This is a genomic window from Humibacter ginsengisoli (genome assembly GCF_054780095.1).
On the sequence record NZ_BAAGWZ010000003.1, the window covers coordinates 233,073 to 259,305 of the forward strand.

Annotated in this window: 25 protein-coding genes; 11 read left to right on the forward strand and 14 right to left on the reverse strand. The window is 67.8% G+C overall.

All coding sequences use genetic code 11. The features are described 5' to 3' along the window. Positions 1–78 precede the first annotated feature (78 nt). A complete protein-coding gene (gene pknB, locus ACYVI5_RS05815) occupies positions 79–2,004 on the forward strand; it encodes a Stk1 family PASTA domain-containing Ser/Thr kinase (protein WP_460579359.1) in 1,926 nt (641 codons plus the stop codon). Between the two features lie 25 nt (positions 2,005–2,029). Here the strand turns inward: pknB and ACYVI5_RS05820 are convergent, their stop codons facing one another. The 3 genes from ACYVI5_RS05820 to ACYVI5_RS05830 are packed head-to-tail and all read right to left on the reverse strand — an operon-like array spanning position 2,030 to position 5,108. Next, a complete protein-coding gene (locus ACYVI5_RS05820; RefSeq protein WP_460579501.1) occupies positions 2,030–3,400 on the reverse strand; it encodes a class II 3-deoxy-7-phosphoheptulonate synthase in 1,371 nt (456 codons plus the stop codon). 14 nt (positions 3,401–3,414) lie between these two features. Further along, the gene (locus ACYVI5_RS05825) at positions 3,415–4,104 is read right to left on the reverse strand and encodes a lysophospholipid acyltransferase family protein (protein WP_460533811.1); all 690 of its coding nucleotides are present in this window, start codon (positions 4,102–4,104) and stop codon (positions 3,415–3,417) included. Positions 4,105–4,163: 59 nt separating this feature from the next. Beyond that, on the reverse strand, positions 4,164–5,108 hold the full coding sequence (locus ACYVI5_RS05830) for an ROK family glucokinase (protein ID WP_460579360.1): 945 nt from the start codon (positions 5,106–5,108) through the stop codon (positions 4,164–4,166). Between the two features lie 98 nt (positions 5,109–5,206). On the opposite strand from ACYVI5_RS05830, the gene ACYVI5_RS05835 reads away from it, so the two are divergent. Then, on the forward strand, positions 5,207–7,036 hold the full coding sequence (locus tag ACYVI5_RS05835) for an AMP-dependent synthetase/ligase (RefSeq protein WP_460579361.1): 1,830 nt from the start codon (positions 5,207–5,209) through the stop codon (positions 7,034–7,036). Positions 7,037–7,043: 7 nt separating this feature from the next. Here the strand turns inward: ACYVI5_RS05835 and ACYVI5_RS05840 are convergent, their stop codons facing one another. Continuing rightward, positions 7,044–7,535 carry a peptide deformylase gene (locus ACYVI5_RS05840; protein WP_460579362.1) on the reverse strand — a complete coding sequence of 164 codons (492 nt, stop codon included), beginning with the start codon at positions 7,533–7,535 and terminating at the stop codon, positions 7,044–7,046. A 44-nt stretch (positions 7,536–7,579) separates the two neighbouring features. Beyond that, positions 7,580–10,984, reverse strand: a complete 3,405-nt coding sequence (locus ACYVI5_RS05845; protein ID WP_460579363.1) for a pyruvate carboxylase — start codon at positions 10,982–10,984, stop codon at positions 7,580–7,582. 79 nt (positions 10,985–11,063) lie between these two features. Here ACYVI5_RS05845 and ACYVI5_RS05850 point away from each other — a divergent pair, with 79 nt between their 5' ends. Next, the gene (locus ACYVI5_RS05850; RefSeq protein WP_440295304.1) at positions 11,064–11,870 is read left to right on the forward strand and encodes a ParA family protein; all 807 of its coding nucleotides are present in this window, start codon (positions 11,064–11,066) and stop codon (positions 11,868–11,870) included. On the opposite strand, the gene ACYVI5_RS05855 is transcribed toward ACYVI5_RS05850, so the two are convergent. The 4 genes from ACYVI5_RS05855 to ACYVI5_RS05870 all read right to left on the reverse strand — a co-directional run bounded on the left by ACYVI5_RS05855 (position 11,867) and on the right by ACYVI5_RS05870 (position 14,357). Beyond that, positions 11,867–12,415 carry a MerR family transcriptional regulator gene (locus tag ACYVI5_RS05855; protein ID WP_460579364.1) on the reverse strand — a complete coding sequence of 183 codons (549 nt, stop codon included), beginning with the start codon at positions 12,413–12,415 and terminating at the stop codon, positions 11,867–11,869. The two genes, ACYVI5_RS05850 and ACYVI5_RS05855, sit on opposite strands and share 4 nt — an antisense overlap. Positions 12,416–12,539: 124 nt before the next feature. Continuing rightward, positions 12,540–13,244, reverse strand: coding sequence for a MerR family transcriptional regulator (ftsR, locus tag ACYVI5_RS05860; RefSeq protein WP_460533799.1), 705 nt, complete (start codon positions 13,242–13,244; stop codon positions 12,540–12,542). Further along, a complete protein-coding gene (locus ACYVI5_RS05865; RefSeq protein WP_460533797.1) occupies positions 13,244–13,732 on the reverse strand; it encodes an FHA domain-containing protein in 489 nt (162 codons plus the stop codon). The genes ftsR and ACYVI5_RS05865 overlap by 1 nt, the downstream gene beginning before the upstream one ends. Beyond that, complete coding sequence (locus ACYVI5_RS05870; RefSeq protein WP_460533795.1) at positions 13,725–14,357, reverse strand: CDP-alcohol phosphatidyltransferase family protein; 633 nt, start codon at positions 14,355–14,357, stop codon at positions 13,725–13,727. The genes ACYVI5_RS05865 and ACYVI5_RS05870 overlap by 8 nt, the downstream gene beginning before the upstream one ends. A gap of 71 nt (positions 14,358–14,428) precedes the next feature. Here ACYVI5_RS05870 and ACYVI5_RS05875 point away from each other — a divergent pair, with 71 nt between their 5' ends. Beyond that, on the forward strand, positions 14,429–15,247 hold the full coding sequence (locus ACYVI5_RS05875; RefSeq protein ID WP_460579365.1) for a DUF1295 domain-containing protein: 819 nt from the start codon (positions 14,429–14,431) through the stop codon (positions 15,245–15,247). A gap of 25 nt (positions 15,248–15,272) precedes the next feature. Beyond that, on the forward strand, positions 15,273–15,728 hold the full coding sequence (locus tag ACYVI5_RS05880; protein WP_460579366.1) for a hypothetical protein: 456 nt from the start codon (positions 15,273–15,275) through the stop codon (positions 15,726–15,728). Here ACYVI5_RS05880 and ACYVI5_RS05885 read toward each other — a convergent pair. From ACYVI5_RS05885 to ku, 3 genes are all read right to left on the reverse strand, one after another. Beyond that, positions 15,725–16,639 (reverse strand): NUDIX hydrolase, encoded by a 915-nt coding sequence (locus ACYVI5_RS05885; protein WP_460579367.1) that lies wholly within the window; start codon positions 16,637–16,639, stop codon positions 15,725–15,727. The genes ACYVI5_RS05880 and ACYVI5_RS05885 overlap by 4 nt on opposite strands. Beyond that, entirely contained in the window at positions 16,640–16,972 is a 333-nt protein-coding gene (locus ACYVI5_RS05890) for a DUF7882 family protein (RefSeq protein ID WP_460579368.1), read from the reverse strand. It lies immediately after the preceding gene. A 93-nt stretch (positions 16,973–17,065) separates the two neighbouring features. Continuing rightward, on the reverse strand, positions 17,066–17,920 hold the full coding sequence (gene ku / locus ACYVI5_RS05895) for a Ku protein (protein WP_460579369.1): 855 nt from the start codon (positions 17,918–17,920) through the stop codon (positions 17,066–17,068). Positions 17,921–17,996: 76 nt separating this feature from the next. Between ku and ACYVI5_RS05900 the strand changes: the two genes are divergently transcribed. Continuing rightward, on the forward strand, positions 17,997–20,411 hold the full coding sequence (locus ACYVI5_RS05900) for a multifunctional non-homologous end joining DNA repair protein LigD (RefSeq protein WP_460579370.1): 2,415 nt from the start codon (positions 17,997–17,999) through the stop codon (positions 20,409–20,411). A gap of 16 nt (positions 20,412–20,427) precedes the next feature. On the opposite strand, the gene ACYVI5_RS05905 is transcribed toward ACYVI5_RS05900, so the two are convergent. Together ACYVI5_RS05905 and ACYVI5_RS05910 are read right to left on the reverse strand one after the other, a co-directional pair. Continuing rightward, positions 20,428–20,733, reverse strand: a complete 306-nt coding sequence (locus ACYVI5_RS05905; RefSeq protein WP_460533781.1) for a hypothetical protein — start codon at positions 20,731–20,733, stop codon at positions 20,428–20,430. A 76-nt stretch (positions 20,734–20,809) separates the two neighbouring features. Continuing rightward, entirely contained in the window at positions 20,810–21,952 is a 1,143-nt protein-coding gene (locus ACYVI5_RS05910; protein ID WP_460579371.1) for a YihY/virulence factor BrkB family protein, read from the reverse strand. Between the two features lie 119 nt (positions 21,953–22,071). Here ACYVI5_RS05910 and ACYVI5_RS05915 point away from each other — a divergent pair, with 119 nt between their 5' ends. The 5 genes from ACYVI5_RS05915 to ACYVI5_RS05935 are packed head-to-tail and all read left to right on the forward strand — an operon-like array spanning position 22,072 to position 26,222. Then, on the forward strand, positions 22,072–23,106 hold the full coding sequence (locus ACYVI5_RS05915; protein WP_460579372.1) for an LLM class flavin-dependent oxidoreductase: 1,035 nt from the start codon (positions 22,072–22,074) through the stop codon (positions 23,104–23,106). A 40-nt stretch (positions 23,107–23,146) separates the two neighbouring features. Then, on the forward strand, positions 23,147–23,638 hold the full coding sequence (locus ACYVI5_RS05920) for an RNA polymerase sigma factor (RefSeq protein ID WP_460579373.1): 492 nt from the start codon (positions 23,147–23,149) through the stop codon (positions 23,636–23,638). Beyond that, positions 23,635–24,222 (forward strand): methylated-DNA--[protein]-cysteine S-methyltransferase, encoded by a 588-nt coding sequence (locus ACYVI5_RS05925; RefSeq protein ID WP_460579374.1) that lies wholly within the window; start codon positions 23,635–23,637, stop codon positions 24,220–24,222. The genes ACYVI5_RS05920 and ACYVI5_RS05925 overlap by 4 nt, the downstream gene beginning before the upstream one ends. Further along, the gene (locus ACYVI5_RS05930; RefSeq protein ID WP_460579375.1) at positions 24,219–25,121 is read left to right on the forward strand and encodes a DNA-3-methyladenine glycosylase family protein; all 903 of its coding nucleotides are present in this window, start codon (positions 24,219–24,221) and stop codon (positions 25,119–25,121) included. The genes ACYVI5_RS05925 and ACYVI5_RS05930 overlap by 4 nt, the downstream gene beginning before the upstream one ends. Before the next feature lie 45 nt (positions 25,122–25,166). After that, positions 25,167–26,222, forward strand: coding sequence for an ATP-dependent DNA ligase (locus ACYVI5_RS05935; protein WP_460579376.1), 1,056 nt, complete (start codon positions 25,167–25,169; stop codon positions 26,220–26,222). The last annotated feature ends 11 nt before the right edge of the window (positions 26,223–26,233 follow it).

The following is a 26,233-nucleotide window of genomic DNA, read 5'->3' on the forward strand; positions in this document are numbered from 1 at the left end:
TTTGTGCAGGCCCTGTGAGCCCTATTCGTTACCGTGTTCTACCCGGATGCTTCAGCATGTCGTCCGTAGACTCGTCGGGTGACCGCGAGTCAGCCCGATCCGATGCTCGGCCGTCTCATCGACGGCCGGTATCAGGTGCGCTCGCGGATCGCGCGCGGCGGCATGGCGACCGTGTATCTGGCGACCGATCTTCGCCTCGAGCGGCGCGTGGCGATCAAGGTGATGCACGGGCATCTCGCTGATGATGCCCAGTTCAAGAACCGCTTCGTACAGGAGGCGCGCTCGGCGGCGCGGCTCGCGCATCCGAACGTGGTGAGCGTGTTCGACCAGGGTCAGGACGCCGACATGGCGTACCTGGTGATGGAGTACCTTCCCGGCATCACGCTGCGGGATCTGCTGCGCGACTACGGCAGGCTCACGCCCGAGCAGACCATCGACATCACAGATGCCGTGCTCTCCGGTCTCGCCGCCGCACACCGGGCGGGCATCGTGCACCGCGACCTCAAGCCGGAGAACGTGCTGCTCGCCGACGACGGACGCATCAAGATCGGCGACTTCGGACTGGCTCGGGCGGTCACCAACAGCACAGGCACCGGCCAGGCGCTGCTCGGCACCATCGCCTACCTCTCCCCCGAACTCGTCACCAGGGGCGTCGCCGACGCGCGCAGCGATATCTACGCGCTCGGCATCATGATGTTCGAGATGCTCACCGGCGAGCAGCCGTTCAAAGGCGAGCAGCCGATGCAGGTCGCGTACCAGCACGCGAACGACGCGGTTCCGCGACCGAGTCGGCTGAATCCCGAGGTGCCGCCACAGCTGGACGAACTCGTGCTCTGGGCGACGGCGAAGGATCCGGTAGCACGTCCCGCGGACGCCGGCGTGATGCTCGAGCGCCTTCTGCAGGTCGAACGAGAACTCCATACTCCCGGTTCGGATACCGGCCCGCAGCCGACGCTAGTGCTCGCGGGCGGCGGCTTCGAGGCATCCGACTCCGACACACAGCTCATCGGGCCGGCTGCACAGGTGAGGCCGGAGGCGTCGGCAACGGATGCCGTGGCCGCCCTCGCGAAGACCGCGCACGGCCGGCAGGCCCGAGGCTGGTGGCTGCTCGCATTGGTGCTCGTGCTCGCGGCGGTCGCGGGTGGGACAGGCTGGTACTTCGGCGGCGGTCCCGGTTCGCAGGTGACAGTTCCCACGGTGAACGGGATGGGCCTCGATGCGGCCAAGACGGCACTGACGAAGGCCGGCTTCAAGATCGCGACCGACGACGTGTACTCCTCGGCGGTACCCGCCGGTTCGGTCGTGTCGTCCACTCCAGAACAGGGAACGAAGGCCACGAGCGGCTCCACCGTGAAGCTGCATGTCTCCAAGGGCAGACAGCCGATCACGATTCCGGTGCTGGCCGGGCTCAGCAAGGCACAGGCCCAGAAGGCGATCACCGACGCAGGAGCCCTCCTCGGGACCGTAGACGAGCAGTTCAACGGCGATGTCCCCAAGGGCGTGGTCATTTCTGCAGCGCAGGCCGAGGGCGACAAGGCCGATCTGTCGAAGGGCGGAGGCTACTTCAAAGGCCTGAAGGTGAACCTGGTCGTCTCACTCGGGGCGGTGCCCGACGTGACGGGCAAGAGCCTCTCCGACGCCCAAGCGGCGCTGACCGCAGTCGGCCTGACCTCAGCTACGGGAAAGAACGAGTACAGCAACGACGTTCCCTCCGGCGATGTCATCTCCCAGGCGCCGCAGAACGCGGGACCTGTGCGCAAGGGTGACACGATCGTGCTGGACATCTCCAAAGGTCCGCAGCTCTTCCCTGTTCCGAACGTGGTCGGAATGACGAGGGATCAGGCGAAGAAGGCGCTCACGGACGCGGGGTTCGTTCCCGAATACTCGTCGTTCTGGGATGCAGTGCCGGACGGCCTCACGAAGGTGCAGTCGCAGTCGCCGGACTCCTCGACACAGCAGCCCAAGGGCACGAAGGTCAACCTCGGGATCGTCGCCGGAGGCTGATCGGCCCGAACCGGCTTGCCGAGCTTCAGCGTGCGCCGAGTTCCTCAGCGACCAGGAAGGCCAGCTCGAGCGACTGCATGTGGTTCAGCCGCGGGTCGCACAGCGACTCGTAGCGGGTCGCGAGCGTCGCCTCGTCGATGTGCTCTGAGCCGCCGAGGCACTCCGTCACGTCGTCGCCGGTAAGCTCCACGTGGATGCCGCCCGGCACCGTCCCGGCGTCGCGGTGCGCGTCGAAGAATCCCTTGACCTCGTCGACCACATCGTCGAATCGACGCGTCTTGTAGCCGGATGGCGTCGTCAGCCCGTTGCCGTGCATCGGGTCGCTCACCCACAGCGGGGTGGCGCCATGCCGCTTGATCGCGTCGAGCAACGGCGGGAGGGCATCCCGGATCTTTCCGGCGCCCATGCGCGTGATGAACGTGAGCCGGCCCGGTTCGCGAGTTGGATCGAGCTTGTCGATCAACCGGAACATGTCGTCGGCCGACGTCGTCGGACCGAGCTTCACGCCGATCGGGTTGCGCACCCGGCTCAGGAAGTCCACGTGCGCGCCATCGATCTGCCGCGTGCGCTCACCGATCCAGACGAAATGCGCCGACGTGTTGTACGGCGTGCCGGTGCGCGAGTCGATGCGCGTCATGGGCCGCTCGTAGTCCATCAGAAGCGCTTCGTGGCTGGAGTAGAACTCGACGCGCTTGATCTCGTCGAAGTCTGCGCCGGCCGCCTCCATGAACTTGATCGCCCTGTCGATCTCACGGGCCAGACCCTCGTAGCGCTGGTTGGCCGGGTTCGCAGCGAAGCCTCTGTTCCAGCTGTGCACCTGACGGAGGTCGGCGAAGCCGCCCTGGGTGAACGCGCGGATCAGGTTAAGCGTGGATGCCGCCGTGTGGTAGCCCTGCACGAGACGACGGGGGTCGGCGGTGCGCGACTCGGCGGTGAAGTCGTAGCCGTTGACCATGTCACCCCGGTAGGCGGGAAGCGTGACGTCGCCGCGGGTCTCGGTGTCGCTCGAGCGCGGCTTGGCGAACTGGCCGGCCATGCGGCCCATCTTGATGACCGGCACTGAGGCGCCGTACGTGAGCACAACGGCCATCTGCAGCACCGTCATGACCCGGGCTCGGATCTGATCGGCGGTGGCGCCCGTGAAGGTCTCGGCGCAGTCGCCGCCCTGCAGCAGAAAGGCGCGACCCTCCGCGGCCGCCGCGATGCGGGTGCGCAGATGGTCAACCTCGCCGGCGAAGACGAGCGGGGGCAACGTCGCAAGCTCCTCGGATGCCACGCGCGCGGCATCCGCACTCGGCCAGGTGGGTTGCTGCTTGGCTTCGAGGGTGCGCCAGTGGTCGAGGCCCGCGAGAACGGATTCGTCGGCAGGGATGGCAGGGGCGGTGTGGTCGAGCAGCACGGTGAGCAAGCCTAGCGGGCGAGACTGGGCCGGCGCTCTTTCACCGTCGAGGCGTAGACATCCACGTATTCCTGCTGGCCGAGGCCGTGCAGCGAGTAGACGATCTCGTCGGTGATCGACCGGAGAATGAAGCGGTCGCCCTCGAGACCCTCGAAGCGGGAGAAGTCGAGCGGGTCTCCGAAGACGACGCCGATCCGGCGGATGCGTGGCAGCTTGGACCCGATCGGCATGACCGCCTGCGTTCCGATCATCACGACCGGCACGACCGGCACGTGTCCCTCGAGGATCATGCGCGCCACTCCGGTGCGGCCCCGATAGAGGCGCCCGTCCGGGCTGCGGGTGCCTTCCGGGTAGATGCCGAGGATCTCGCCCCTGGCCAGTACCCCGAGCCCGGTGTTGAGGGATGCCTCGGAGGCGGGCCCGCCCCCGCGGTCGATGGGAAGCTGCCCCGTCGCCTTCATGAACGTCTTCGTGAGCCAGCCCATGACGCCACGCCGGGTGAAGTAGTCGATCTTGGCGAGGAACGAGACATGCCTGCCGACGACGAGAGGGAGGAAGAGCGAGTCGATGAACGACAGATGGTTGCTGGCGAGGATGACGGCGCCGTTCTTCGGCACCTTCTCGAGCCCGATGACCCACGGCCGGAAGATCGCGCGAAGCGCGGGGCCCGCGACGATGTACTTCAACAGCCAGTAGAACACTTCTCGCGCAACCCTTTCGTAGCGTGCAGATGAAGCTTAACGGCTGGTGAGGTTACCGCTCAGCGGCTCACGGCATGCAGACGAGCGAGGTCTGCCGCACCGACCACGCCCGCGTCGTTGACGAGCTCGGCGATGCGGAACTCCGGCTCCGGGTGGTAGCCGCGCGCGGGGAGGTTCTCCAGGTAGGCGCTGCGAATCGGTTCCAGAAGCCGGTCGCCGGCCTGCGCCACTCCCCCGCCGAACACGAACATCTGCGGGTCGAGAACGGCGGCGAGGCTGGCGCTGGCCTGGCCGAGCCAGTCGCCGAGCTGGCGCAGTGCCGCCAGCGCTCCGGGGTCGTCCTGTTGGATGAGGTCGCCGATGTCGGATCCGGACAGCCTTCCGGTCCTGGTGCGCACGTCGGCGAGGGCCTGGCCGATGCCACCCTGATCGGCGAGCTCGTTGGCGTACCGCTGCAGGGCTCGGCCGGATCCGTACTGCTCGATGCATCCCCGCGCGCCGCAGCCGCAGAGCAGACCGCCGGGCACGACTCGCATGTGGCCGACCTCGGCGCCGGCGCCGAAGCCGCCGCGGAAGAGCCGGTCCTCGCTGACGATCGCACCCCCGACACCGGTCCCGATGGTGAGGATGACCATGTCGCTGACGAGACGCCCGGCACCGAACCGGAACTCGGCCCACCCGGCGGCGTTCGCGTCGTTCTCGATGACGACCGGGACATCCACCCGCGCCTCGATCTTCTGGCGCAACGGCTCGTTCCGCCAGGCGATGTTGGGTGCGTAATAGACCGTGGAGCGTGCGGCGTCGACGAAGCCCGCCGCTGCGACCCCGGCTCCCACGGGATCGGCGTCCGCAGAGAGCCGATCGATCATCTCGACCACCGCGTCTTCGATGCCCCTGGTGTCTTTCGGCGTCGGCACGCGGTCTTCACGGATGATCACACCGAGTTCGTCGACGAGGGCGCCGGCGATCTTCGTGCCTCCGATGTCGATTCCGATCGCGTGCACGCTGCGTCTCGCCTTTCGTCGGAGGGTTCGGGCCGTCCGGGCCGGCAGCCGATAAAGCATAGAGTGTAGTGGTTGTATCGGTGCCGAAGGAGCTACCCGTGAACCATGCCGAAACGCCCGCAGCAGTGCCCGCCGATCCGCACGCGAACGCTGCGGACCTGTTGGTCGACCGTGTCGCGGAGACGCCCGACAAGGTGCTCTTCGGCAAGCCGGCGGGCGATGGATGGCAGGACGTCACGGCGGCGCAGTTCGAGGCGGAGGTGGTCGCACTCGCCAAGGGCCTGGTCGCCGCAGGCGTGCAGCCCGAGGACAAGATCGGCATCATGTGCCGCACCCGGTACGAGTGGACGCTGATCGACTTCGCCACCTGGTACGCCGGTGCGGTGCTCGTGCCCATCTACGACACCAGCTCGCCCGCCCAGGTGCAGTGGAACCTCAGCGACTCCGAAGCCAGCGGCCTGTTCCTCGAGACCGCCGACCACTTCGCGCGGTTCGACGAGGTCGCCGCCGACCTTCCGCAGATCCGCAACGTGTGGCAGGTGGAGCTCGGAGACCTCGCGAAGCTCGTCGCGGCCGGCAAAGACGTGCCCGACGAAGAGATAGCGCGTCGCCGTCGGCTGGCGAACGAGGACGACCTCGCCACCATCATCTACACCTCCGGATCCATGGGCCGCCCCAAGGGGTGCGTCATCACGCACTCGAACTTCGTCGAGCTGTCACGCAACTCCGCCGTCGCGCTCGCCGAGCTCGTCGACGACCCGCGCGGGGCATCCACTCTGCTGTTCATCCCGCTCGCGCACGTGTTCGCCCGGTTCATCTCGGTGCTGTGCGTGCACGGCGGCGTGCGCGTCGGGCACCAGCCCGACACCCGCAGCCTCCTGCCCTCGCTCGGCACCTTCAAACCCAGCTTCCTGCTGGCCGTTCCGCGGGTGTTCGAGAAGGTCTACAACTCGGCCGAGCAGAACGCCGAGTCCGGCGGCAAGGGCGGCATCTTCCGCAAGGCGGCGCAGGTCGCCGTCGAGTACTCGAAGGCGCAGGAAGCCGGTGGATCCATTCCGCTCGGCCTGCGCCTGCAATTCGCGCTCTACAACCGGCTGGTGTTCGCCAGGCTGCGGGCTGCGATGGGCGGCAACGTTCGCTACGCGGTGTCGGGCTCCGCACCGCTCGGCGCCCGCCTCGGGCACTTCTTCCACAGCATGGGCATCAAGGTGCTCGAGGGCTACGGACTGACCGAGACCACTGCACCGGCGACCGTGAACCTTCCTCAACGCTCCAAGATCGGCACGGTGGGTGTTCCGCTGCCCGGTGTCGCGATCCGCATCGCCGACGACGGCGAGATCCTCGTCAAGGGCGTGGATGTCTTCAAGGAGTACTGGAAGAACCCGCAGCAGACGGCCGACGCGTTCGAGGACGGCTGGTTCAAGACCGGTGACCTCGGCAGTCTGGACGACGACGGCTTCCTCACCATCACGGGACGCAAGAAGGAGATCATCGTCACCGCAGGTGGCAAGAACGTCGCACCCGCAGTGCTCGAGGACCCGATCCGCGCGAATCCCCTGGTGGGTCAGGTCGTCGTGGTCGGCGACCAGAAGCCGTTCATCGGTTGCCTGATCACACTGGACACCGAGATGCTCCCGGTGTGGTTGCACAACAACGGCGAGGACGCCGCGATGCCGCTCGAGGTAGCCGCGAAGCATCCGGCCGTGCTGGCCGAACTGCAGAAGGCGGTCGACGCTGCGAACGCCCAGGTCTCGCGCGCCGAGTCGATCCGCAAGTTCGTGGTGCTGCCGACGGAGTTCACGGAGCAGAGCGGGCACCTCACGCCGAAACTCAGCATCAAGCGCAACGAGATCCTGAAGGACTTCGCCGGCGAAATCGAGTCGCTCTACGCCAACTCCCCGTCGACAGAGGGCTTCAGCCTGCGCTGAAAGCGGTTCAGAACCAGCTCGACTCGCGCACCTTGCGCATGGCCTCGCGGCGTCGCTCAGGAGCGAGGCGCTTGAGGTACACGATGCCGTCGAGGTGGTCCGTCTCGTGCTGCAGCGCCTGCGCAAGAACCCCTGTGCCCTCGACGACCACCTCGTTGCCGTCCAGATCGGTGCCCCTCGCCTTCGCGTAGGTGTGCCGGGGCGTCGGGAACCAGAGCCCGGGGACCGAGAGGCATCCTTCGTCGATCTCCTCGACGTCGTCGCCGAGCTCGACGATCTCGGGGTTGATGAGGTAGCCCACCTCGCCCTCGACGTTGTAGCTGAACGCGCGCAGGCCGACACCGATCTGGCACGCGGCGACTCCTGCACGTCCCTCGACCTTGACACTGTCGACGAGGTCGGCGACCAGCGAGCGGACACCGTCGTCGACCGCGGCTATCGGGTCGGAAACGGTGGTGAGCACGGGGTCGCCAAAGAGACGGATCGGGCGGTCAGGCATCCGCTCATTTTATAAGGGCGGGATGCCTGCGCTCGGTACAGGCGTCACTCCGGGTTCACGACCACGAGCAGATCGCCGGCATCCACCTGTTGCGTCTTCGGCACGGCGAGGCGCGTGACCGTTCCCGAGACCGGCGAGGCGATGGCGGCCTCCATCTTCATCGCCTCGATCGATGCCACCGGAGTGCCTGCCACGACGCGGTCGCCCACCTCGACCTGCAGCGTGATCACACCGGAGAACGGTGCCGCGATGTGCCCGGGCACCGAGACATCCGCCTTCTCCGCGGCCTTCGTCTCCACCGTGATGGAGCGATCGCGCACGAACACCGGGCGCAGCTGCCCGTTCAGCGTCGTCATGACGGTGCGGATGCCCTTGTCGTCGGCCTCGCCGACCGCCTCGAGTCCCGCGTACAGCCGCACCCCGGGTCCGAGGTGGATGACGTGCTCGCGCCCCGGCGTCAGGCCGTAGAGGTAGTCGTCGGTGTCGAGCACCGAGACATCGCCGAACAGCTCGCGCACCTGCTCGAACTGTCGCGCAGGTCCTGGGAACAAGAGCCGGTTCAGCGTGGCCCGTCGCGTCGCGGAGTCCGATTCGAGACCCTGGCGATCCTCGGCGGCCAGGTCGGCAACGGCGACTCGAACGTTCTTGCCCTCGAGCACCCTGCTGCGGAACGGTTCGGGCCATCCTCCGGGAAGGTCGCCGAGTTCGCCGGCCATGAAACCGACGACCGAGTCGGGCACGTCGTACTTCTGCGGGTTCTGTTCGAAGTCGTCCGGGTCGGCGTGAACGGCCGCCAGATGCAGTGCGAGGTCGCCGACCACCTTCGACGAGGGCGTCACCTTCGGGATGCGGCCGAGGATGCGGTTCGCCGCCGCATACATGTCCTCGATCAGTTCGAAGTCCTCTGCCAGTCCGAGCGCCTTCGCCTGCTGCCTCAGGTTCGACAGCTGTCCACCGGGGATCTCGTGGGTGTACACACGCCCGGTCGGGCCGGGAAGCCCGGACTCGAACGGGCCGTAGAGCCCGCGCACGGCCGCCCAGTACGGCTCGAGGTCGGTCACGTTCCGCAGCGGGATTCCCGTGTCGCGCGAGGTGTGCGCGAGCGCCGCAACGAGCGCGGATGCCGATGGCTGGCTCGTCGTGCCCGACATGGGTGCGCTGGCGACGTCGACGGCATCCGCCCCCGCCGCGCTCGCCGCCAGCAGCGTGGCGAGCTGGCCGCCCGCCGTGTCGTGCGTGTGCACGTGCACCGGAAGGTCGAACCGCTCACGGAACGAGCGCACGAGCAGCTCAGCGGCGCCCGGCCGGAGCAAGCCTGCCATGTCTTTGATGGCGAGCACGTGAGCGCCGGAGGCCACGATGCTCTCTGCCAGCCGCAGGTAGTAGTCGAGCGTGTACAGCTTCTCGGCCGGGTCGAGCACGTCGGCCGTGTAGCAGACGGCCACCTCCGCGACTGCCGTGCCCGTCTGCAGCACGGCATCGATGGCCGGACGCATCTGGCTGACGTCGTTGAGGGCATCGAAGATGCGGAAGATGTCGACGCCGGTGGCCGCAGCCTCGCGCACGAAGGCATCCGTCACCTCGGTGGGGTACGGAGTGTAGCCCACCGTGTTGCGGCCGCGCAGCAGCATCTGGATGTTGATGTTCGGCAGCACCCCGCGCAACGCTGCGAGCCGCTCCCACGGGTCCTCTCCGAGGAACCGGAGCGCGACATCATAGGTGGCACCGCCCCACGCCTCGACCGAGAGGAGCTGCGGAGTCATCCGTGCGACGTAAGGCGCGACGGCGAGCAGATCCTTCGTGCGCACCCGGGTCGCGAGCAGCGACTGGTGGGCGTCGCGGAAGGTGGTCTCGGTGACCGCAAGCGCGCCCTGCGCCCGAAGCTCCGCCGCGAAACCGGCCGGCCCGAGTGCGAGCAGCCGCTGACGGGATCCGTCCGGCGCCGGTGCGGCGATATCGACGTCAGGCAACTTGGTGACCGGGTCCGCCACGTGCGGCCTCGGACCGTTCGGCTGGTTCACCGTCACGTCGACCAGCCAGTTGAGCAGCTTGGTGCCTCGGTCCTTCGACACGCGGCCGCGCAGCAGCTGGGGCCGCTCCTCTATGAACGAGGTGCTGAGGTCGCCGGAGACGAACGACGTGTCGTCGAGCACCGCCTGCAGGAACGGGATGTTCGTGGCCACTCCGCGGATGCGGAACTCGGCCAGCGCTCGCCTGGCCCGCAGCACGGCAGCACCGAAGTCGCGTCCGCGGCAGGTCAGCTTGGAGAGCATCGAGTCGAAGTGCGGGCTGATCTGCGCGCCGGCGGCGACCGTGCCGCCGTCGAGCCGGATGCCGCCGCCGCCGGGCGACCGGTACGTCGTGATCGTTCCCGTGTCCGGGCGGAAGCCCTGCGTCGGATCCTCGGTCGTGATGCGGCACTGGATGGCCGCGCCGTGCAGCTGGATGCGTTCCTGGTGCAGCCCGAGATCGGCCAGCGTCTCCCCCGCCGCGATGCGCATCTGCGACTGCACCAGGTCGACGTCGGTGACCTCCTCGGTGACCGTGTGCTCGACCTGGATGCGCGGGTTCATCTCGATGAACACGTGCTGACCGACGCGCTCGCCCGCTGTGTCGAGCAGGAACTCGACGGTCCCGGCGTTCACGTAGCCTATCGACGACGCGAACGCGATGGCATCCCGGTACAGCGCCTGACGGACGTCGTCGGACAGGTTCGGCGCCGGTGCGATCTCGAGCACCTTCTGGTGACGGCGCTGCACGGAGCAGTCGCGTTCGAACAGGTGCACCGTGTGTCCGGTCGCATCCGCGAGCACCTGCACCTCGATATGGCGCGGTCGCAGCACCGCCTGCTCGAGAAACATGGTCGGATCGCCGAAGGCACTGTCGGCCTCGCGCATGGCCTCTTCGAGCGCTTGGCGCAGCTCCGCCCGGCTGTTCACCCGCCGCATGCCACGGCCCCCACCGCCGGCGACCGCCTTGGCGAAGATGGGGAACCCGATCTCGTCGGCGCCGGCCAGCAGTTCGTCGATGTCGCGCGACGGCGGAGTGGACTTCAGCACCGGCACGCCTGCGGCGATCGCGTGTTCCTTGGCCGTGACCTTATTGCCCGCCATGCGCAGCACGTCGGCGTTCGGACCGATGAACGTTATGCCCGCCGCGGCCGCAGCTTCGGCGAGCTGCGGGTTCTCCGAGAGGAAGCCGTAGCCGGGGTAGATGGCATCCGCTCCGGCCTGCTGTGCCACCCGGATGATCTCGTCGACGTCGAGGTACGCCCGCACCGGATGCCCCGGCTCGCCGATCTCGTACGCCTCGTCGGCCTTCAACCGATGCATCGAGTTGCGGTCCTCGTAGGGGAACACCGCGACCGTCTGAGCACCGAGCTCGTAGGCGGCGCGGAACGCCCGAATGGCGATCTCCCCGCGGTTGGCGACCAGGATCTTCGTGAACATCAGGGCCTCTCTGGCGGGGCACGCGCCGCTCAGCGAACGGTTAGGTTCTCCAAGACTACTGACGGTAACGTTGCCTCTTGTGCATGTGCTCAGCGTCAGCTCCCTCAAGGGCGGTGTCGGCAAGACCACGGTGACGTTGGGTCTCGCCTCCGCAGCCTTCGCCAAGGGACTTCGCACGCTGGTGGTCGATCTCGACCCCCAGTCGGACGTCTCGACAGGCATGGACATCACGATCGCCGGGCACCTCAACGTGGCCGACGTGCTCGCGTCTCCGAAGGAGAAGGTGGTGCGCGCCGCCATCGCGCCGAGCGGGTGGACCCGCGGGCGCCCCGGCAAGGTCGACGTCATGATCGGCAGCCCTTCGGCGATCAACTTCGACGGCCCGCACCCGTCGATCCGTGACATCTGGAAGCTCGAAGAGGCCCTCGCCAACGTCGAGCACGATTACGATCTCGTGCTCATCGACTGTGCGCCCTCGCTGAACGCGCTCACCCGCACCGCGTGGGCCGCCAGCGACCGGGTATCGGTCGTGACGGAGCCCGGCCTGTTCTCCGTAGCGGCCGCGGACCGCGCTCTGCGCGCCATCGAGGAGATCAGGCGCGGCCTCTCCCCCCGCCTTCAGCCGCTCGGCATCATCGTCAACCGCGCCCGCGTGCAATCGCTGGAGCACCAGTTCCGCATCAAAGAGCTGCGCGACATGTTCGGCCCGCTCGTACTCTCGCCCCAGCTGCCGGAGCGCACCTCCCTGCAGCAGGCCCAGGGCGCGGCCAAGCCGCTGCACGTGTGGCCGGGCGAAAGCGCGCAGGAGATGGCGCACAACTTCGATCAGCTGCTGGAGCGAGTGCTGCGCACCGCCCGCATCGGCGAGTACGCGGAACAGAACTAGCTGATCTTCTTCGCGGCCCGGCGGACGGCGAGTTCGTCCATGGGGTCGGATGTCTGCACATCCAGTTCGACGAGGCTCGTCTCGACCTCGCGCAGCACCTTGCCGACCGCGATGCCGAACACTCCTTGTCCGCGTCCGACCAGGTCGATGACCTCGTCGTCGGAGGTGCACAGGTAGACGCTGGCGCCATCGCTCATCAGCGTGGTCTGGGCCAGGTCGTTCACGCCCTCCTTGCGCAGCTGCTCGACTGCGGTGCGGATCTGCTGGAGGGAGATTCCGGTGTCGAGCAGTCGCTTCACGAGCTTGAGCACCAGGATGTCGCGGAACCCGTAGAGGCGCTGCGACCCGCTGCCCGCCGCGCCACGCACAGTGGGCTCGACGAGTCCGGTGCGCGCCCAGTAGTCCAGTTGGCGGTAGCTGATGCCCGCTGCTCGTGCGGCGACGGCTCCGCGGTAGCCCGAGACGTCGTCCATCTCCGGCAGGCCATCGGTGAACAGGAACCCGAGGTCGTAGCGAGCGTCGTCATTCCGACGAACTTCCGTCATGCGCGTTCCCTCTCACCCCAGGCGCCTCGCTCACGCGGGACGTACCTTCCACGGTAACCGTGCCCGGTGAGGCGATCAACGACATCCGCCCGAACGGTGCGGCGTGTCGTGACCTCGGTCGTGGTCATGGCGCCAGGCGCGCGATCGCCGCGCGCACAATGCTCGATCGCACCGTCTCGAGATCGTCGGCGAGCTCCCGCCCGAGCTCCCCGGCCCGGGACCGTGCGCTGGCGTCGCTGCGCCGCAGCACCGGGGCGAGCGCGGTCTCGATGAGGCCGATGTCGCGCTCTGCGGATGCCCGCAATCCGCGAAGATGGCGCGGCTCGATTCCCGCCCGGTGCAGTTCGACGAGTGCGGCGAGCACCGTGAGCTGGTCGTCGCCGTACACCTCGGCGGGCACGATCAGCGACGCGGCGATCGCCTCCTGCAGGAGTGCCTGCGAGGCACCGGATTCTTTCAACAGCTCGTCGCGGCTGAATCGTCTGCCGGTGGAGAGCATGGTGGGGCGCGCGGGACCGGTGCCGGGGAGGATCGGAGTGCGGCCGGCATCCTGGTCGGCCAGATAGGAGCGGATGACCTTCAGCGGCAGGTAGTGGTCGCGCTGCAGGGTGAGGATGGTGCGCAGGCGCTCCACGTCGTGCGCGTCGAACTTGCGATAGCCGGAGGCCGTGCGCGCCGGGGTGACGAGTCCCTGTTCCTCGAGGAATCGCAGCTTCGACGGAGCGAGATCGGGGAACTCCGGCGTCAGCTGCGCCAGCACCTGACCGATGCTCAGCAATGCGGGCCGACGGGCGAGGCCGGAACCGCTCGCCTGCGACTCGCGCACCATCAGGCCGACGCCGACGCGTCCAGGTCGGGGCGGGCGGCGTAGAAGGTGAGCCGGAACTTGCCGACCTGCACCTCCGCTCCGTCGGTGAGGATGGCGCTCTCAACGCGCACACCGTCGAAGTATGTGCCGTTCAGCGACCCGAGGTCTTTCACTTCGAAAGCCGTGCCGTGGCGGATGAACTCGGCATGCCGGCGAGACACGGTGACGTCGTCGAGGAAGATGTCGGCATCCGGATGCCTGCCCGCTGTGGTCACGTCGGCATCGAGAAGGAAGCGCGCTCCGGTGTTCGGTCCGCGTCGAACGATCAGCAGCGCCGACCGGCTGGGCAGGGCGCTGATCGCCTCACGCTCCTCCGGCGTCACGCCTGCCGCCTGGGCGTTCATAGCCGCGGCGAAGTCCTCACCGAAACCGGCGGTCGTGTCGTCTCCCGAGGAATGTGCTTGGCGGTCCGGGTTCCGCTCGCGGTTCGGATCGTTCTGCTCAGCCACCGTCGACCTCCTCTCCAGAAAGCGTATCGGATGCTGCGCCCCCGCCGACAGCCGTGCCGCGAACCACACGACGGGTTTCCCGGATGTAGAGGATGCCCGCCCACCAGTACAGGAACGCGCCCCAGATGGCGATGGCCCAGCCGACCGGCTGAGAGGCCCACGAGATGACCGGGAACGCCTCGCCGAGCATGAGCACGGGCAGCGCGACGAGGAGCGCGAACGTGGCGATCTTGCCGAGATGGTGCACCGGGAGCGGACCGTGGCCGTGGTTCGCCAGCACGATGCCGAGCACCAGGAGCATCACGTCGCGGGCGATGATCGCAGCGACGAGCCACCATGGCAGCAGCTCGCGCCAGGCCAGCCCGATGAGGGCGGCGAAGATGTAGAGCCGGTCGGCTGCGGGATCCAGCAGCTGACCGAGCCGCGAGACCTGACGCAGGCGCCTGGCGAGGAAGCCGTCGAAGAAGTCGGTGATGCTCGCGACGATGAGCACGAGGAGCGCCCAGGCATCCCATCCGACGATGACGAACCACAGGAAGATCGGCACCAGCGCGAGCCGGAAGAAGCTCAGCAGATTGGGGACGGTGAGCACCCGAGACGAGACCGCTCCGGATGCCTGTTCCACGCCTGGAATCCTATGGGCTCCACCCGGAGGATACGACGCTCGTGCACCATCGCGACCATAGACTTCGGTACATGCCCCCTGTGATCGTCTGTCTGTTGATTCTCGCGGCCGTCTGCGTGGTGACGTGGGTGCTTTCCTTCCTCACGAAGGAGTACTCCTGGGTGGACCGCATCTGGTCGATCGTTCCGGTGGTGTACGTGTGGGTGTACGCGATCGCGGCGGGCCTCGCGGACGCACGGCTGGATGTGATGGCGGCCCTCGTCACGCTCTGGGGCGCCAGGCTGACGTTCAACTTCGCGAGGAAGGGCGGATACGCTCCGGGCGGCGAGGACTACCGCTGGGCGTTCCTGCGGTCGCGGATCGCGGGCTGGAAGTGGTTCCTCTTCAACCTTTTGTTCATCGTGCTCTACCAGAACGTGCTGATCTTCTTGTTCACGCTCCCCGCGTGGACGGCGTATCAGCACCAGGGCCCGTTCACGGTGCTGGACGTGGTCGCCGTCGTCGTGTTCCTCACGTTCCTGATCGGCGAGACCGTCGCCGATCAGCAGCAGTGGGATTTCCAGCGGTGGAAGGCGGCGGAGACCGCCGCGGGCCGCGAGCCGCATCCGCGCTTCCTGCGTTCCGGACTCTTCCGCTTCTCGCGTCACCCCAACTTCTTCTTCGAACTGGGCCAGTGGTGGGTGATCTTCTTCTTCGGGGCGATCGCGGCGGGTTCGGTGCTGCAGTGGACCGTGCTCGGCGCTGTATTACTGACAGTGCTCTTCATCGGCTCCACCATCTTCACCGAGTCCATCTCACGCAGCCGCTACCCGGAGTACGTCGAGTACCAGGCCGAGACGTCGCCTATCGTGCCGTGGTTTCCTCGGCGACGCCGAGTCGCCACTGCGTGACAGAGGTCCTCGTTAGCCTGGAGGCATGTCGTGCATTCGGTTCAACACCCCTGCCCAGCGCGAGGCGATGCGTCGTGCAGCACCCGCGATGCTGACGGCTGAGGAAGCCGCTGCACTGCATCCGGCACCGCCGGTCACCGAAAGCAAGATCAGACGATTGCGCCTCCTGGCAACGGATGCCAACCCGAAGATCAGGGAGAGCGTCGCCAGCAGCTACAACACTCCCGCCGACCTGTTCGAGGTGTTGGCGCATGACCCCGCGGAAGGCGTGCGCGCCTGCGTCGCACGGAACGAGGCCACGCCGTGCGATGTGCTGCGCGAGCTCGCCGGCGATCGCTCCGAGCTCGTTCGCGGCTGGGTCGCCGCGAACTACTTCGTGCCAGAGGATGCCATGGCACGGCTGGCCGAGGACCCGAGCCCGATCGTGCGCTCGCTCGTGAGGTGGAAGGCGACGCTCGCGGCAGAGCCGGCAGCGTCCTAGACGGCGTCGATCGCTCGCCAGAGCGCCGCGGGCGATGATGTGGAGGCGCCGAGCGCGGTGATGCGGTCGGTGAGGCCGCGGTCAGCGGTGACGACGATCGACTGTGCGGGATCGGGAAGCGACCGCACGCGGGCCACGATGGCGGAATCGCCGTCTGCGCTCGCCCGCTCGATGTCGAGCGCCTGCGGGTGTGCCGGGTCGGGCATCCGTTTCGCCTCGCCCTCCAGCACGACGACCACGCGCGGCCACCACCTCTCGTGCGGAAGGCCCAGCGCCTCCGCCGGCCAGCCCGCCTCTCCGAGCGCGACGAGGTGCTCGACGAGGCGGAACGCGGCGGCCGGCCGGTCGCGCCACCAGCCGTCCGGACGCGAGCCCACGACGTTCGCCGCGTCGACGATGACGACGGGATCGCGGAACAGGTCGTCGCGCAGCGATGGCCAACGCTCGGCGAACCCGGGATGGAGCGGAAGCGTGGCGACCTCGGCGACCGGAACCCAGCGCACCTCGATGCTCTCGGCATCCCCGATCACCGGAGTGAATGGCGCGTCGGCACCGGCCACCACCGTGGAGTAAGACCACCAGCCGAGGTCGAGCAACGACAGGAATCTCGGCCGGACGTTCTCAGCCGGAACACCGGCCTCCTCCGTGGCCTCGCGGACGGCGCCGTCCCTGGCGCTCTCGCCGCGATGGCGCGCACCCCCGGGCAAGCCCCAGGTGCCGCCGAAGTGACTCCACTCGGCCCTGTGCTGGAGCAGCACGCCGTCGTCGTGCCTTGCCACCAGCAGCCCGGCCGCACCGAATGTGCCCCAGAACCTGCGGCCATCCGGGCCCTCGACCCACGCGTCGCCGCTACCATGCGGACGACGCTTCAGCGGCGCAGGGCCGTCGCTTCCGCTCGGCGACGTGGACACCTAACCGGCGCTCGGTGCGGAAGCGACGAACGCCTCGGCCTCCGCCTCTGGCATGACCACCATGCCGCGGGTACCGTGCGACGACAGCGCCATGGCCTCGAGCCATACGCGGTTGAGCTCCGGCGGGCGAGACCCCGAGAAACGGAACTGAAGCGGGATCGCCGGGGACACCCAGAGGCTGACGCGTCCGGATCCTTCCTCGGCCGGAACGGTCCAGTTGATCAGGAAGCTCTCCTGCAGCCGCAGCTTGACGATGATCGCGATCTTGAGATGGGCCAGAGTGCGATCGTCGATCTCGTACTCGGCACCAGAGCCGTAGATGAGGTATCCCATCTGCCCATCATCGCAGCACGGATGCTTGCTCGTCGTCCCCTTGACCTTCATGGCAGCGGCCCAGTGCCGGCACGGGACGCACGACGACGCGTCTCAGCCCGCCTTCTTGCGCGTTCGGCTGCCGCTCTCCTGGTCCTTCGTACCGCTCGACTTGCCCTTCTTGGATCCGCGGTTCTTCTCCACGCTGCGTCGCAGGGCCTCCATGAGGTCGAGCACCTCGCCCTTCTCTCCCTCGGCCTCCTCGCCGAAGGTGGCCTCCGTGTCGATGGTCTCGCCCTGTTCGAGCTTGGCGTCGATGAGCTTCCTGAGCTGGATCTGGTAGTCGTCCTCGAACTTCTCCGGTGTGAAGTCGCTCTCGTAACTGGCCACGAGCTTCGCCGACATGTCGAGTTCCTTGTCGGTGACGCGCACGTTCTCGGAAAGGCTCGGGAACTCCGGCTTGCGCACCTCGTCGGCCCAGAGCAGCCCCTGAAGCACGAGCACGCCGTCGCGCACGCGGAGGGCGCCCAGACGGGTCTTCTGACGAAGCGCGAACTGCACGATGGCGGTGCGGTTCGTCGCTTCCAGCGTCTCACGCAGCAGCACGTATGCCTTGGCCGACTTGGAGTCGGGCTCGAGGTAGTAGCTGCGCTCGAACATCAGCGGATCCACCTGATCGTCGGGAACGAACTCGACGACCTCGATCTCGTTGCTGCGCTCCTCCGGCAGCGAGGAGAGGTCCTCGTCGGTGAGGATGACCGTCTGATCGCCCGCTTCGTACGCCTTCGCGATGTGCTCGTAGGGAATGACCTTGCCGTCGATCTCACACGTGCGCTTGTAACGGATGCGACCTCCGTCTTTGTCGTGCACCTGGTGCAACGACACGTCGTGGTCTTCCGTCGCGCTGTAGATCTTGACCGGCACATTCACCAGGCCGAAGGCGATCACCCGCTTTCCGATGGCTCGCATACCGTCTATTGCACAGCCCCACAGGCAGAAGGGCAAGGGGAGGAGCGCGGCGACGGGCACGGCGTAACGTCGGGGCATGGCGACCAAGAGGACGACTGCGAGGGCGGCAGGATCGAGCGGCTCGCAGATCGTCGAGATCGACGGGCACCGGCTCAAGCTGACCAACCTCGACAAGGTGCTCTACCCCGAGACCGGTACGACGAAGGGCGACGTGGTCGGGTATTACGCGCAGATCGCGCCGCATCTGATCGAACACGCGCACGGACGACCGGCGACCCGCAAGCGCTGGCCGAACGGTGTGGGCACGGCGGAGCATCCGGAACCCCCGTTCTTCCAGAAGAACCTCGGAGAAGGAACGCCGGCGTGGGTGCCGCGGGTGACGATCCAGCACAGCGACCACGAAAACGTGTATCCGCTGGTGAACGATGCGGCGGTTCTTGCGTGGCTCGGCCAGATCGGCGCCCTGGAGATCCACGTTCCGCAATGGAAGGCGGGACCGCGCGGTGCCCGGCGCAATCCGGACCGGCTCGTGCTCGACCTCGACCCGGGTGAGGGCGTCGGCCTTGCCGAGTGTGCCGAGGTGGCGTTCTGGGCCAGAGACATCCTCACGGGCATGGGACTGGAGCCCGTGCCCGTGACCAGCGGCAGCAAGGGCATCCACTTGTACGCACGGCTCGACGGGGCACAGACCTCCGACCAGGTCTCGCAGGTCGCGCACGAGCTCGCCCGGGCTCTGGAGGCCGATCACAAGGACGAGGTGATCAGCACGATGAAGCGTGCGGATCGCGCGGGCAAGGTGTTCATCGACTGGAGTCAGAACAACGCCAACAAGACGACGATCGCGCCGTACTCGCTGCGCGGCAGGTCGCATCCCATGGTCGCCGTACCCCGCACGTGGCGGGAACTCGCCTCGTCGAAGCTGACCCAGCTGGGGTACGAAGAGGTGCTGAAACGCATGGCGAAGAAGGATGACCCGCTCATGGAGACCACGCCGGGCACCGTCGGCGAGGCGGACCGCCTCACCGTCTATCGCAGCAAACGGGATGCCGCCAAGACTCCGGAACCTGTGCCGAAGGGCACCCCGAAGACCACCAACGGCCGCTCGTTCGTGATCCAGAAACACGCGGCGAGGCGGCTGCACTACGACTTCCGCCTCGAGCGCGACGGGGTGCTGGTCAGCTGGGCGCTGCCGAAGGGGGTTCCGACGGACCCGAAGGAGAACCACCTCGCCGTGCACACCGAGGACCACCCGCTCGACTACGGCGGGTTCGAAGGAGACATTCCGCGCGGGGAATACGGCGCGGGCCACGTGGACATCTGGGACTCCGGGGTCTACGACCTGGAGAAGTGGCGCGACGGCGAGGAGGTCATCGTCACGCTGCATCCCTCAGCGGAAGGCGGCCTGGGCGGGCGGCCGGTGAAGGTGGCGCTCATCCACACCGGCCACTCGACGCGTGGCGGCTCGGGCGGTTCGAGCGCCGCCGACGAGAAGAACTGGCTGATCCATCGGATGGCCATCGAGACGCGGCACAAGGACTACTCCCCCATGCTCGCCACGCTCGGCGCGGAATCCCAGCTCGAACACGACGACGAGCGGTGGGTCTTCGAGAACAAGTGGGACGGCATCCGCGCGCTCGCCTACGTGCAAGACGGCACGGTTCGCCTGATGACACGAAACGGGCACGACGTGACGGCACAGTATCCGGAGCTGACGGCGATCGCCGACAGCCTGCGCTCCCCCGCTGTGCTCGACGGCGAGATCGTCGCGCTGAACGACGGGCATCCGGACTTCGGGCTGCTGCAGCAGCGGATGAACCTGCAGAACGAGACCGAGATCTCGCATATGGCCTCGCGCGTGCCCGTTCGGTATTACGCGTTCGACATCCTGGAGCTCGAGGGACACGACATCACTGACGAGGAATACGAGGTGCGCCGTGCCGCTCTCGAGCACGTCGTCGCCGACCGGCGACGCGGCGTGCTGCAGGTTCCGGACGTCGTCGACGGGCCGATCGAGACGGCCATGGCGGCAAGCCGGAAGGCGGGGTTCGAGGGCATCGTGGCGAAGGACCGGGAGTCGACGTACTCGTCCGGCAAGCGCTCCACCGCGTGGATCAAGGTGAAGCACCACGGTACCCAGGAGGTCGTGGTCGGCGGCTGGAAGCCCGGCGAAGGGCGCCGCGCCAACGGGATCGGATCGCTGCTGCTGGGCATCCCGAACGGCAAGAAGCTCGCATATGTGGGCAAGGTGGGCACCGGTTTCGGCGACGCCGACCTCGACGAGATCGGCAGGCGGCTGGCGGACCTCGAGGCGGGTTCCGACCCGTTCGACGACATTCCGAAGACGGATGCCCGTGGTGTGCGCTGGGTGAAACCCACCCTGGTGGGCGAGGTGGAGTTCGCCGAGTGGACGCGCGGCGGAAGGCTGCGACAGCCGTCGTGGCGGGGCTGGCGGCCGGACAAGGACCCTAAGGACGTAGTACGCGAGAGCTGAGAGCGTTCAGCGCCGATCAGGGAGCGGCCGGGCTCGGCAGTCCGGTGAACTCCGTGTCGGCATCGAGGTCTTCGTTGACCAGGCCGCGCACGATCGACTCCCAGTCGGAGCCCTCGTAGTCGGTCTCCGTCTGGCCGGGAAGAAGGCCCCCGTACACGGGCTCGTGCTCCTCGCCCTCCGGTGCGATGACGGTGAGAGCACCGATCGTGCGGCCGTCGTCCCCGCGCACGACCCAGTCAGCCGGACCGAGCCGGTGCACGACGTAACCGCCGCCCCGGTGCTCGAAGTGCACGTTGTCGTTCTCGAGGATGGACGCGATCATCGTGTGTCTCCCTGTCGTGTGGCCGGATCGCCCGGCCTTGTGGTCGCTGAATCCTTGCAGGAGGAACGCTGTCAGGCTAACCCCGCGCGGGCGCAGCCGTGGCCGCAGCTCGCCGGATCGCCGCCCCGACGCGTTCATCGGCACGCAGCTTCTCGTCCGCCTTCTCGTACGCTGTGTCGCCGCGCACCCGCAACCGCACCTCCTTCTCGGCGGCCTCACCGATCGAGAGCTCATGTCCGCGTTCGAGCTCGGAGCCGAGTTCGGCTCCGACGACGAGCGCGAGGTTCACCAGCCACACCCAGAGAAGCGCGACCAGCAGACCGCCCACAGCGCCGTAGACCCGGTTGTAGCTCGCGAAGTTCGACACATAGAAGCCGAAGGCGAGCGAGCCGAGCACCATGATGATGACGGCGACCGCCGCACCGCACGCGACATAACGGATGCGAAGCCTGCGGAGATTCGGCGTTCCGAAGAAGAGCACAGCGACGGCAACGATGACGGCGACACCGATCACCGGCCACTTCACGATCTCCCAGGTGGTGAACAGCGCGTCTCCCGCTCCGATCGTCTGCCCGATGCTGCGCGCGAAGGGTCCGCTGAGCACGAGCGACAGAACGACGAGCACCGCAAGCGCCAGCACGACGATGGTGATCAGCACCTGCTGGGACCGCAAGACGATGGCGCTGCGCCCCTCGCGCACGCCGTAGATGCTGTTGACCGCACGCGTGAACGCCCCCACGTAGCCCGACGCCGACCAGATCGCGCCGATGATGCCGATGGCGAGCCCGATGCCTGCGGCCGTCGACGAGGTCAGCTGCGAGAGCAGCCCGGACAGCGCCGGCCGCACCTGCCCGGGCGCGAAGGTGTCGACCAGTTGAAGCATCGTCTTCGACCCGGAACGCCCCGCCCCCAGCAGGCCCAGCACCGAGACGAGGGCCAGGAGCGCGGGCAGCGCCGACAGGACGGAGAAGTAGGTGAGAGAGGCGGCGAGGTTGGAGCATCCGTCCCTGCCGTACTCACGCAGCGTGCGCCCGAGCACGTACTTGATCGGCATGTGCCCGTATCGGGTGGATGCCGCGGCCTTCGCCTCGCGCTCCCGCAACTTCTGCTCGGCGGGCGACGGCGGCCTGCGCTCGTGCTCGAGCTGGAACTCGACGAGCTTACGCGTGCGTTTCGCCGCCTGCTTCGTGTGCTTCTTCGCCAGATCGAGCGCATCCATGACCGTCACGGTACGACGGAACGCCGTCCCTGGCCCACCCCCTTGCGCGGACGCAAGGAATGATGGAACGGGCCGTCGCGTTCGCCATACATGCATACGCATAGACACAAGGAGGGCCCGTGGCCGTTCAGTTCGGTTTGGATACGTTCGGTGATGTTCCGCTGCAGCCGGACGGCACGCAGGGATCCGGTGCCCGCACAATTCGGGAAGTGGTGGAGCAGGCCGTGCTCGCCGATGAGCTCGGCATCGACGCGTTCGGGATCGGCGAGCACCACAGGGCGGACTTTGCGGTCAGCGCACCCGACATCGTGCTTTCGGCGATCGCCGCACGCACGAAGAACATCACCGTGGGAACCGCCGTCACGGTGCTCAGCTCAGACGATCCGGTGCGGGTGTACGAACGGTTCGCGACGCTGGATGCCGTCTCGAACGGTCGCGCCGAGGTCACGCTCGGTCGCGGCTCCTTCACGGAATCGTTCCCGTTGTTCGGCTTCGACCTGACGCAGTACGAGAAGCTCTTCGAGGAGAAGCTCGAACTGTTCAGCCTGCTGCTGGAGGAGGGGCCCGTCACGTGGAACGGAACGGTGCGCGCTCCCCTGACCGACCAGCAGGTGTACCCGAAGACCGAGTCCGGACGGCTGAAGGCATGGGTGGGCGTCGGGGGCAGCCCGGAGAGCGTGATCCGCTCCGTTCGGTACGGCATCCCGATGGCGCTGGCCATCATCGGCGGAAACGCAGGACGCTTCGCCCCGTACGTCGACCTGTACAAGCGTGCTCAAGAGCAGTTCGGTCGCGAGCCCATGCCCCTGGCCATGCACTCCCCCGGCTTCGTGGCCGACACCGATGAGCTGGCGATGGAGCAGCTCTATCCGTATCAGAAGGCGACCATGGACCGCATCGGCGCCGAGCGTGGCTGGGCGCCGCAGAGCAAGGAGCAGTACATCAGCGAGGTGCGGCACGGCTCGCTGTACGTGGGCTCGCCGGAGACCGTGGCGAAGCGGATCGCGGAAGCGATCCGAGCGCTCGGCGTCGACCGGTTCGACCTCAAATATGCGAACGGTCCGATGCCGCACGAGTTGCTCGAGCACTCCATAGAGCTCTACGGCACGAAGGTGGTCCCGATGGTGCGCGACCTGCTCGACGCCGCCGCATAGACCTCACGTTCTCGTCGGCGGCAGCGTCTACGGTGTGATGATGCTCCTGCCCTTCGAGTCGGTCGTGCGGAGGCACGGCGAGGTCGTGCTGCGTGTGTGCCGTTCGATGCTTGCTGTTCACGACGCCGACGACGCGTGGTCGGAGACGTTTCTGGCCGCGATGGATGCCTACCCGCGGCTGCCCGCCGACGCGAACGTCGAGGCATGGCTGGTCACGATCGCGCGGCGCAAGTGCATCGACCTGCTTCGTGCGCAGGGCCGCCGTGCGATGACCCTCGATCGCATGCCGGAGGAACAGGGAACGCTCGGCATTCCCGAGGATGCGGTGGAAGCCCGGGCGGAGGCGGATGCGGTGGCGCAGGCCGTCGCCGTGCTTCCGCATCGGCAGCGGCAGGCCGTGACGTACCACTACTTGGGCGGGCTCGGCTACCGGGAGGTGTCGGAGATCATCGGCGGAACGACGGAGGCGGCGCGACGGGCGGCGGCCGACGGCATCCGCACTCTGAGACGCACGATGGGAGCTGAGCGATGAACGAGACGAAGAACGAGCTGCCAGGCATGGAGCTGGGCAATCTTCACGCCCGGCTGGCGCGAGAGGCCGAGGAGCGTGGGCTGATCGATGTGGGCTATCGCATCGTCGACAGTCCGGTAGGAAGGCTTCTCGTGGCCTCGACCGAGCAGGGCATCGTTCGCATAGCGTTCGAACGCGAAGGGTTCGACGCCGTGCTGCAAACGCTCGCCGACCGGGTCAGCCCGCGCGTGCTGGAGGCGCCTGCCCGACTCGATCGTGCGGCGACCGAGCTCGACGAGTACTTCGCGAAGCGTCGCACCAGGTTCGACGTGCCGCTGGACTTCGCGCTCAGCCGCGGATTTCGTGGCGAGGTGCAACGACTGCTTCCCACGATCGCGTACGGGCACACGACGAGCTATGCCCAGCTCGCGAATGCGGCCGGCCGGCCACGTGCGTTCCGGGCCGTGGGAACGGCGTGCGCCACGAATCCGCTGCCGGTCGTCGTGCCGTGCCACCGCGTTCTGCGCGGGGACGGGTCGCTCGGCGGCTACGCGGGCGGGCTCGACGCGAAGCGTGCCCTGCTCGCGCTGGAGGCGGCCGCGTGACGGAGAGCGCGTTCCTCGCCGGGCGCCTGGAACGCGACGTGGTGCTCGACTCGCTCGTGCGGCACAGCGTGCCGGGCGTCGAACGCGTGAATCTCGGGAACGGAACCGTCACCCGGTTGATCAGCGGGGCATCCGCCGCGTGTCCGGTACCCGTGACCGTCGCTGTGCGCGACGACGGGGTCGAAGTTCACGGGTGCGTGTCACCCGACGTGCTCGCGGCAGTGCGCGAATGGTTCGACCTCGACACCGACGTCGACGCCGTGGTGGATGCCTTCGGCGACGACCCCCTGCTGGGGCCTCTGGTTGACGACAGGCCCGCGTTGCGGGTGATCGGGCATCCGGATGCCTTCGAGGCGGCCGCGCAGACCGTGCTCGGCCAGCAGGTCTCACTGGCGGCGTGCCGCACGTTCACCGGACGCCTCGCGGCCGCGTACGGGACTCGTTGCGAGCTCGCCGTCGGCGCCGACGGAGACCCCGACGACGATGGACTCATCGCCTTTCCCTCGGCCGAGGTGGTCGCATCGGCCGAGCTGGAGGAGTTGCGCGCCGCGGTCGGCATCCCGGTCGCTCGCGCTAGAACCGTTATCGCGGTGGCCGAGGCGTTCGCTTCCGGACTCAGAGTCGCACGCGATGCGGACCACATGGACGTTCGCGCCGACCTGCTCGCGCTGCCCGGTATCGGCCCGTGGACCGTCGATTACCTCGCTCTGCGCGTGTTGCGGGATCCGGATGCCTTCCCGGTCGGCGATCTCGTGCTGTGCCGGGCGCTGGGGGGCGTGTCGCCGGCCGAGGCGCTAGGGCTCGGCGAGCGATGGCGGCCGTGGCGCGCGTACGCCACCATGCACCTCTGGACCGCTGACGCGATCGGCTCGACCGCCGCGCTCCCGCGTGGCGTGTGAACTCCGCACTGTCGTCGGACCGGCGAAAGACGGCATGATCGGAGGATGGCCGCATCGCTTCCCGCTCCCATGCTCGCCCGCGCCGTCGACGCCGTACCCGAGCCGGACTCGGTGGAGGGCGGGCTGTCGTACGAACCGAAGTGGGACGGGTTCCGCGGCATCGTGGGCGTCGAGCGCGCCGCCGAGGGGATCGCGGACGTCGAGATCGGCAGCCGAGGCGCGAAGCCGCTCACCCGGTACTTCCCCGAACTGGTGACCGCGTTCGCACGGCAACTGCCGCGTTGCATCGTGGACGGCGAGATCGTCGTTCGCACCGGGAAGCCCGGGTCCGAGCGGCTCGACTGGGAGGCTCTGTCGCAGCGCATCCATCCCGCCGCCAGCCGCATCACTATGCTCTCCGAGACCACACCGGCGATGTTCGTCGCCTTCGACCTGCTCGCCCTCGACGGCGACGATCTCATGGAGCATCCGTTCGCCGAGCGCCGGGCGGCGCTGGAGAAGCTCGCAACCGAGTGGGAGCATCCGCTGTACCTCTGCCAGACGACGACGGACGTCTCCCTCGCCCGCCGCTGGCTTGTCGAGTTCGAGGGGGCCGGTCTCGACGGCGTCGTGGCGAAGCCGCTGACCGCGCCGTACTCCCCCGGCAAGCGCACGATGCTCAAGGTGAAGCACCATCGCACGGCCGACGTCGTTCTCATCGGCTACCGGGTGCACTCCAGCGGTCACGGGGTGGGGTCGCTGCTGCTCGGCCTCTACGACGACCAGGGCGTGCTGCGGAACGTGGGCGGCGCATCCGCATTCAGCAACGCGCGCAGACTCGAGCTGGTCGACGAGCTGGAGCCGCTCGTGGAACGGGACGAGAACGGCGAGATGGTCAAGGGTGAGACCGACCGCAGCAGGTTCTCCGGCAGCAAGGATGTCTCGTTCGTCAGGCTGCGCCCGGAGCGCGTGCTCGAGGTGCGGTACGACCAGCTCGAGGGAATGCGGTTCCGGCACACCGTTCAGTTCGACCGCTGGCGCGACGACCGGGAACCGCGTTCCTGCACGTTCGATCAGCTGGACCGGCCGGTGGCGTACGACCTGTCGGGCGTCATCTCCTGATCCGCGCCATC

What these genes read in the sequence shown, in the direction of transcription:
- ACYVI5_RS05935 (WP_460579376.1), top strand. Translation starts at nt 25,167, where the DNA reads ATGGCCGCATCGCTTCCCGCTCCCATGCTCGCCCGCGCCGTCGACGCC.
- ACYVI5_RS05890 (WP_460579368.1), bottom strand. Translation starts at nt 16,972, where the DNA reads ATGGGATACCTCATCTACGGCTCTGGTGCCGAGTACGAGATCGACGAT.
- ACYVI5_RS05920 (WP_460579373.1), top strand. Translation starts at nt 23,147, where the DNA reads ATGCTCCTGCCCTTCGAGTCGGTCGTGCGGAGGCACGGCGAGGTCGTG.
- ACYVI5_RS05925 (WP_460579374.1), top strand. Translation starts at nt 23,635, where the DNA reads ATGAACGAGACGAAGAACGAGCTGCCAGGCATGGAGCTGGGCAATCTT.
- ACYVI5_RS05855 (WP_460579364.1), bottom strand. Translation starts at nt 12,415, where the DNA reads ATGACGGAAGTTCGTCGGAATGACGACGCTCGCTACGACCTCGGGTTC.
- ACYVI5_RS05880 (WP_460579366.1), top strand. Translation starts at nt 15,273, where the DNA reads ATGTCGTGCATTCGGTTCAACACCCCTGCCCAGCGCGAGGCGATGCGT.
- ACYVI5_RS05905 (WP_460533781.1), bottom strand. Translation starts at nt 20,733, where the DNA reads ATGATCGCGTCCATCCTCGAGAACGACAACGTGCACTTCGAGCACCGG.
- ku (WP_460579369.1), bottom strand. Translation starts at nt 17,920, where the DNA reads ATGCGAGCCATCGGAAAGCGGGTGATCGCCTTCGGCCTGGTGAATGTG.
- ACYVI5_RS05910 (WP_460579371.1), bottom strand. Translation starts at nt 21,952, where the DNA reads ATGGATGCGCTCGATCTGGCGAAGAAGCACACGAAGCAGGCGGCGAAA.
- ACYVI5_RS05900 (WP_460579370.1), top strand. Translation starts at nt 17,997, where the DNA reads ATGGCGACCAAGAGGACGACTGCGAGGGCGGCAGGATCGAGCGGCTCG.
- ftsR (WP_460533799.1), bottom strand. Translation starts at nt 13,244, where the DNA reads ATGGTGCGCGAGTCGCAGGCGAGCGGTTCCGGCCTCGCCCGTCGGCCC.
- ACYVI5_RS05875 (WP_460579365.1), top strand. Translation starts at nt 14,429, where the DNA reads ATGCCCCCTGTGATCGTCTGTCTGTTGATTCTCGCGGCCGTCTGCGTG.
- ACYVI5_RS05845 (WP_460579363.1), bottom strand. Translation starts at nt 10,984, where the DNA reads ATGTTCACGAAGATCCTGGTCGCCAACCGCGGGGAGATCGCCATTCGG.
- ACYVI5_RS05840 (WP_460579362.1), bottom strand. Translation starts at nt 7,535, where the DNA reads ATGCCTGACCGCCCGATCCGTCTCTTTGGCGACCCCGTGCTCACCACC.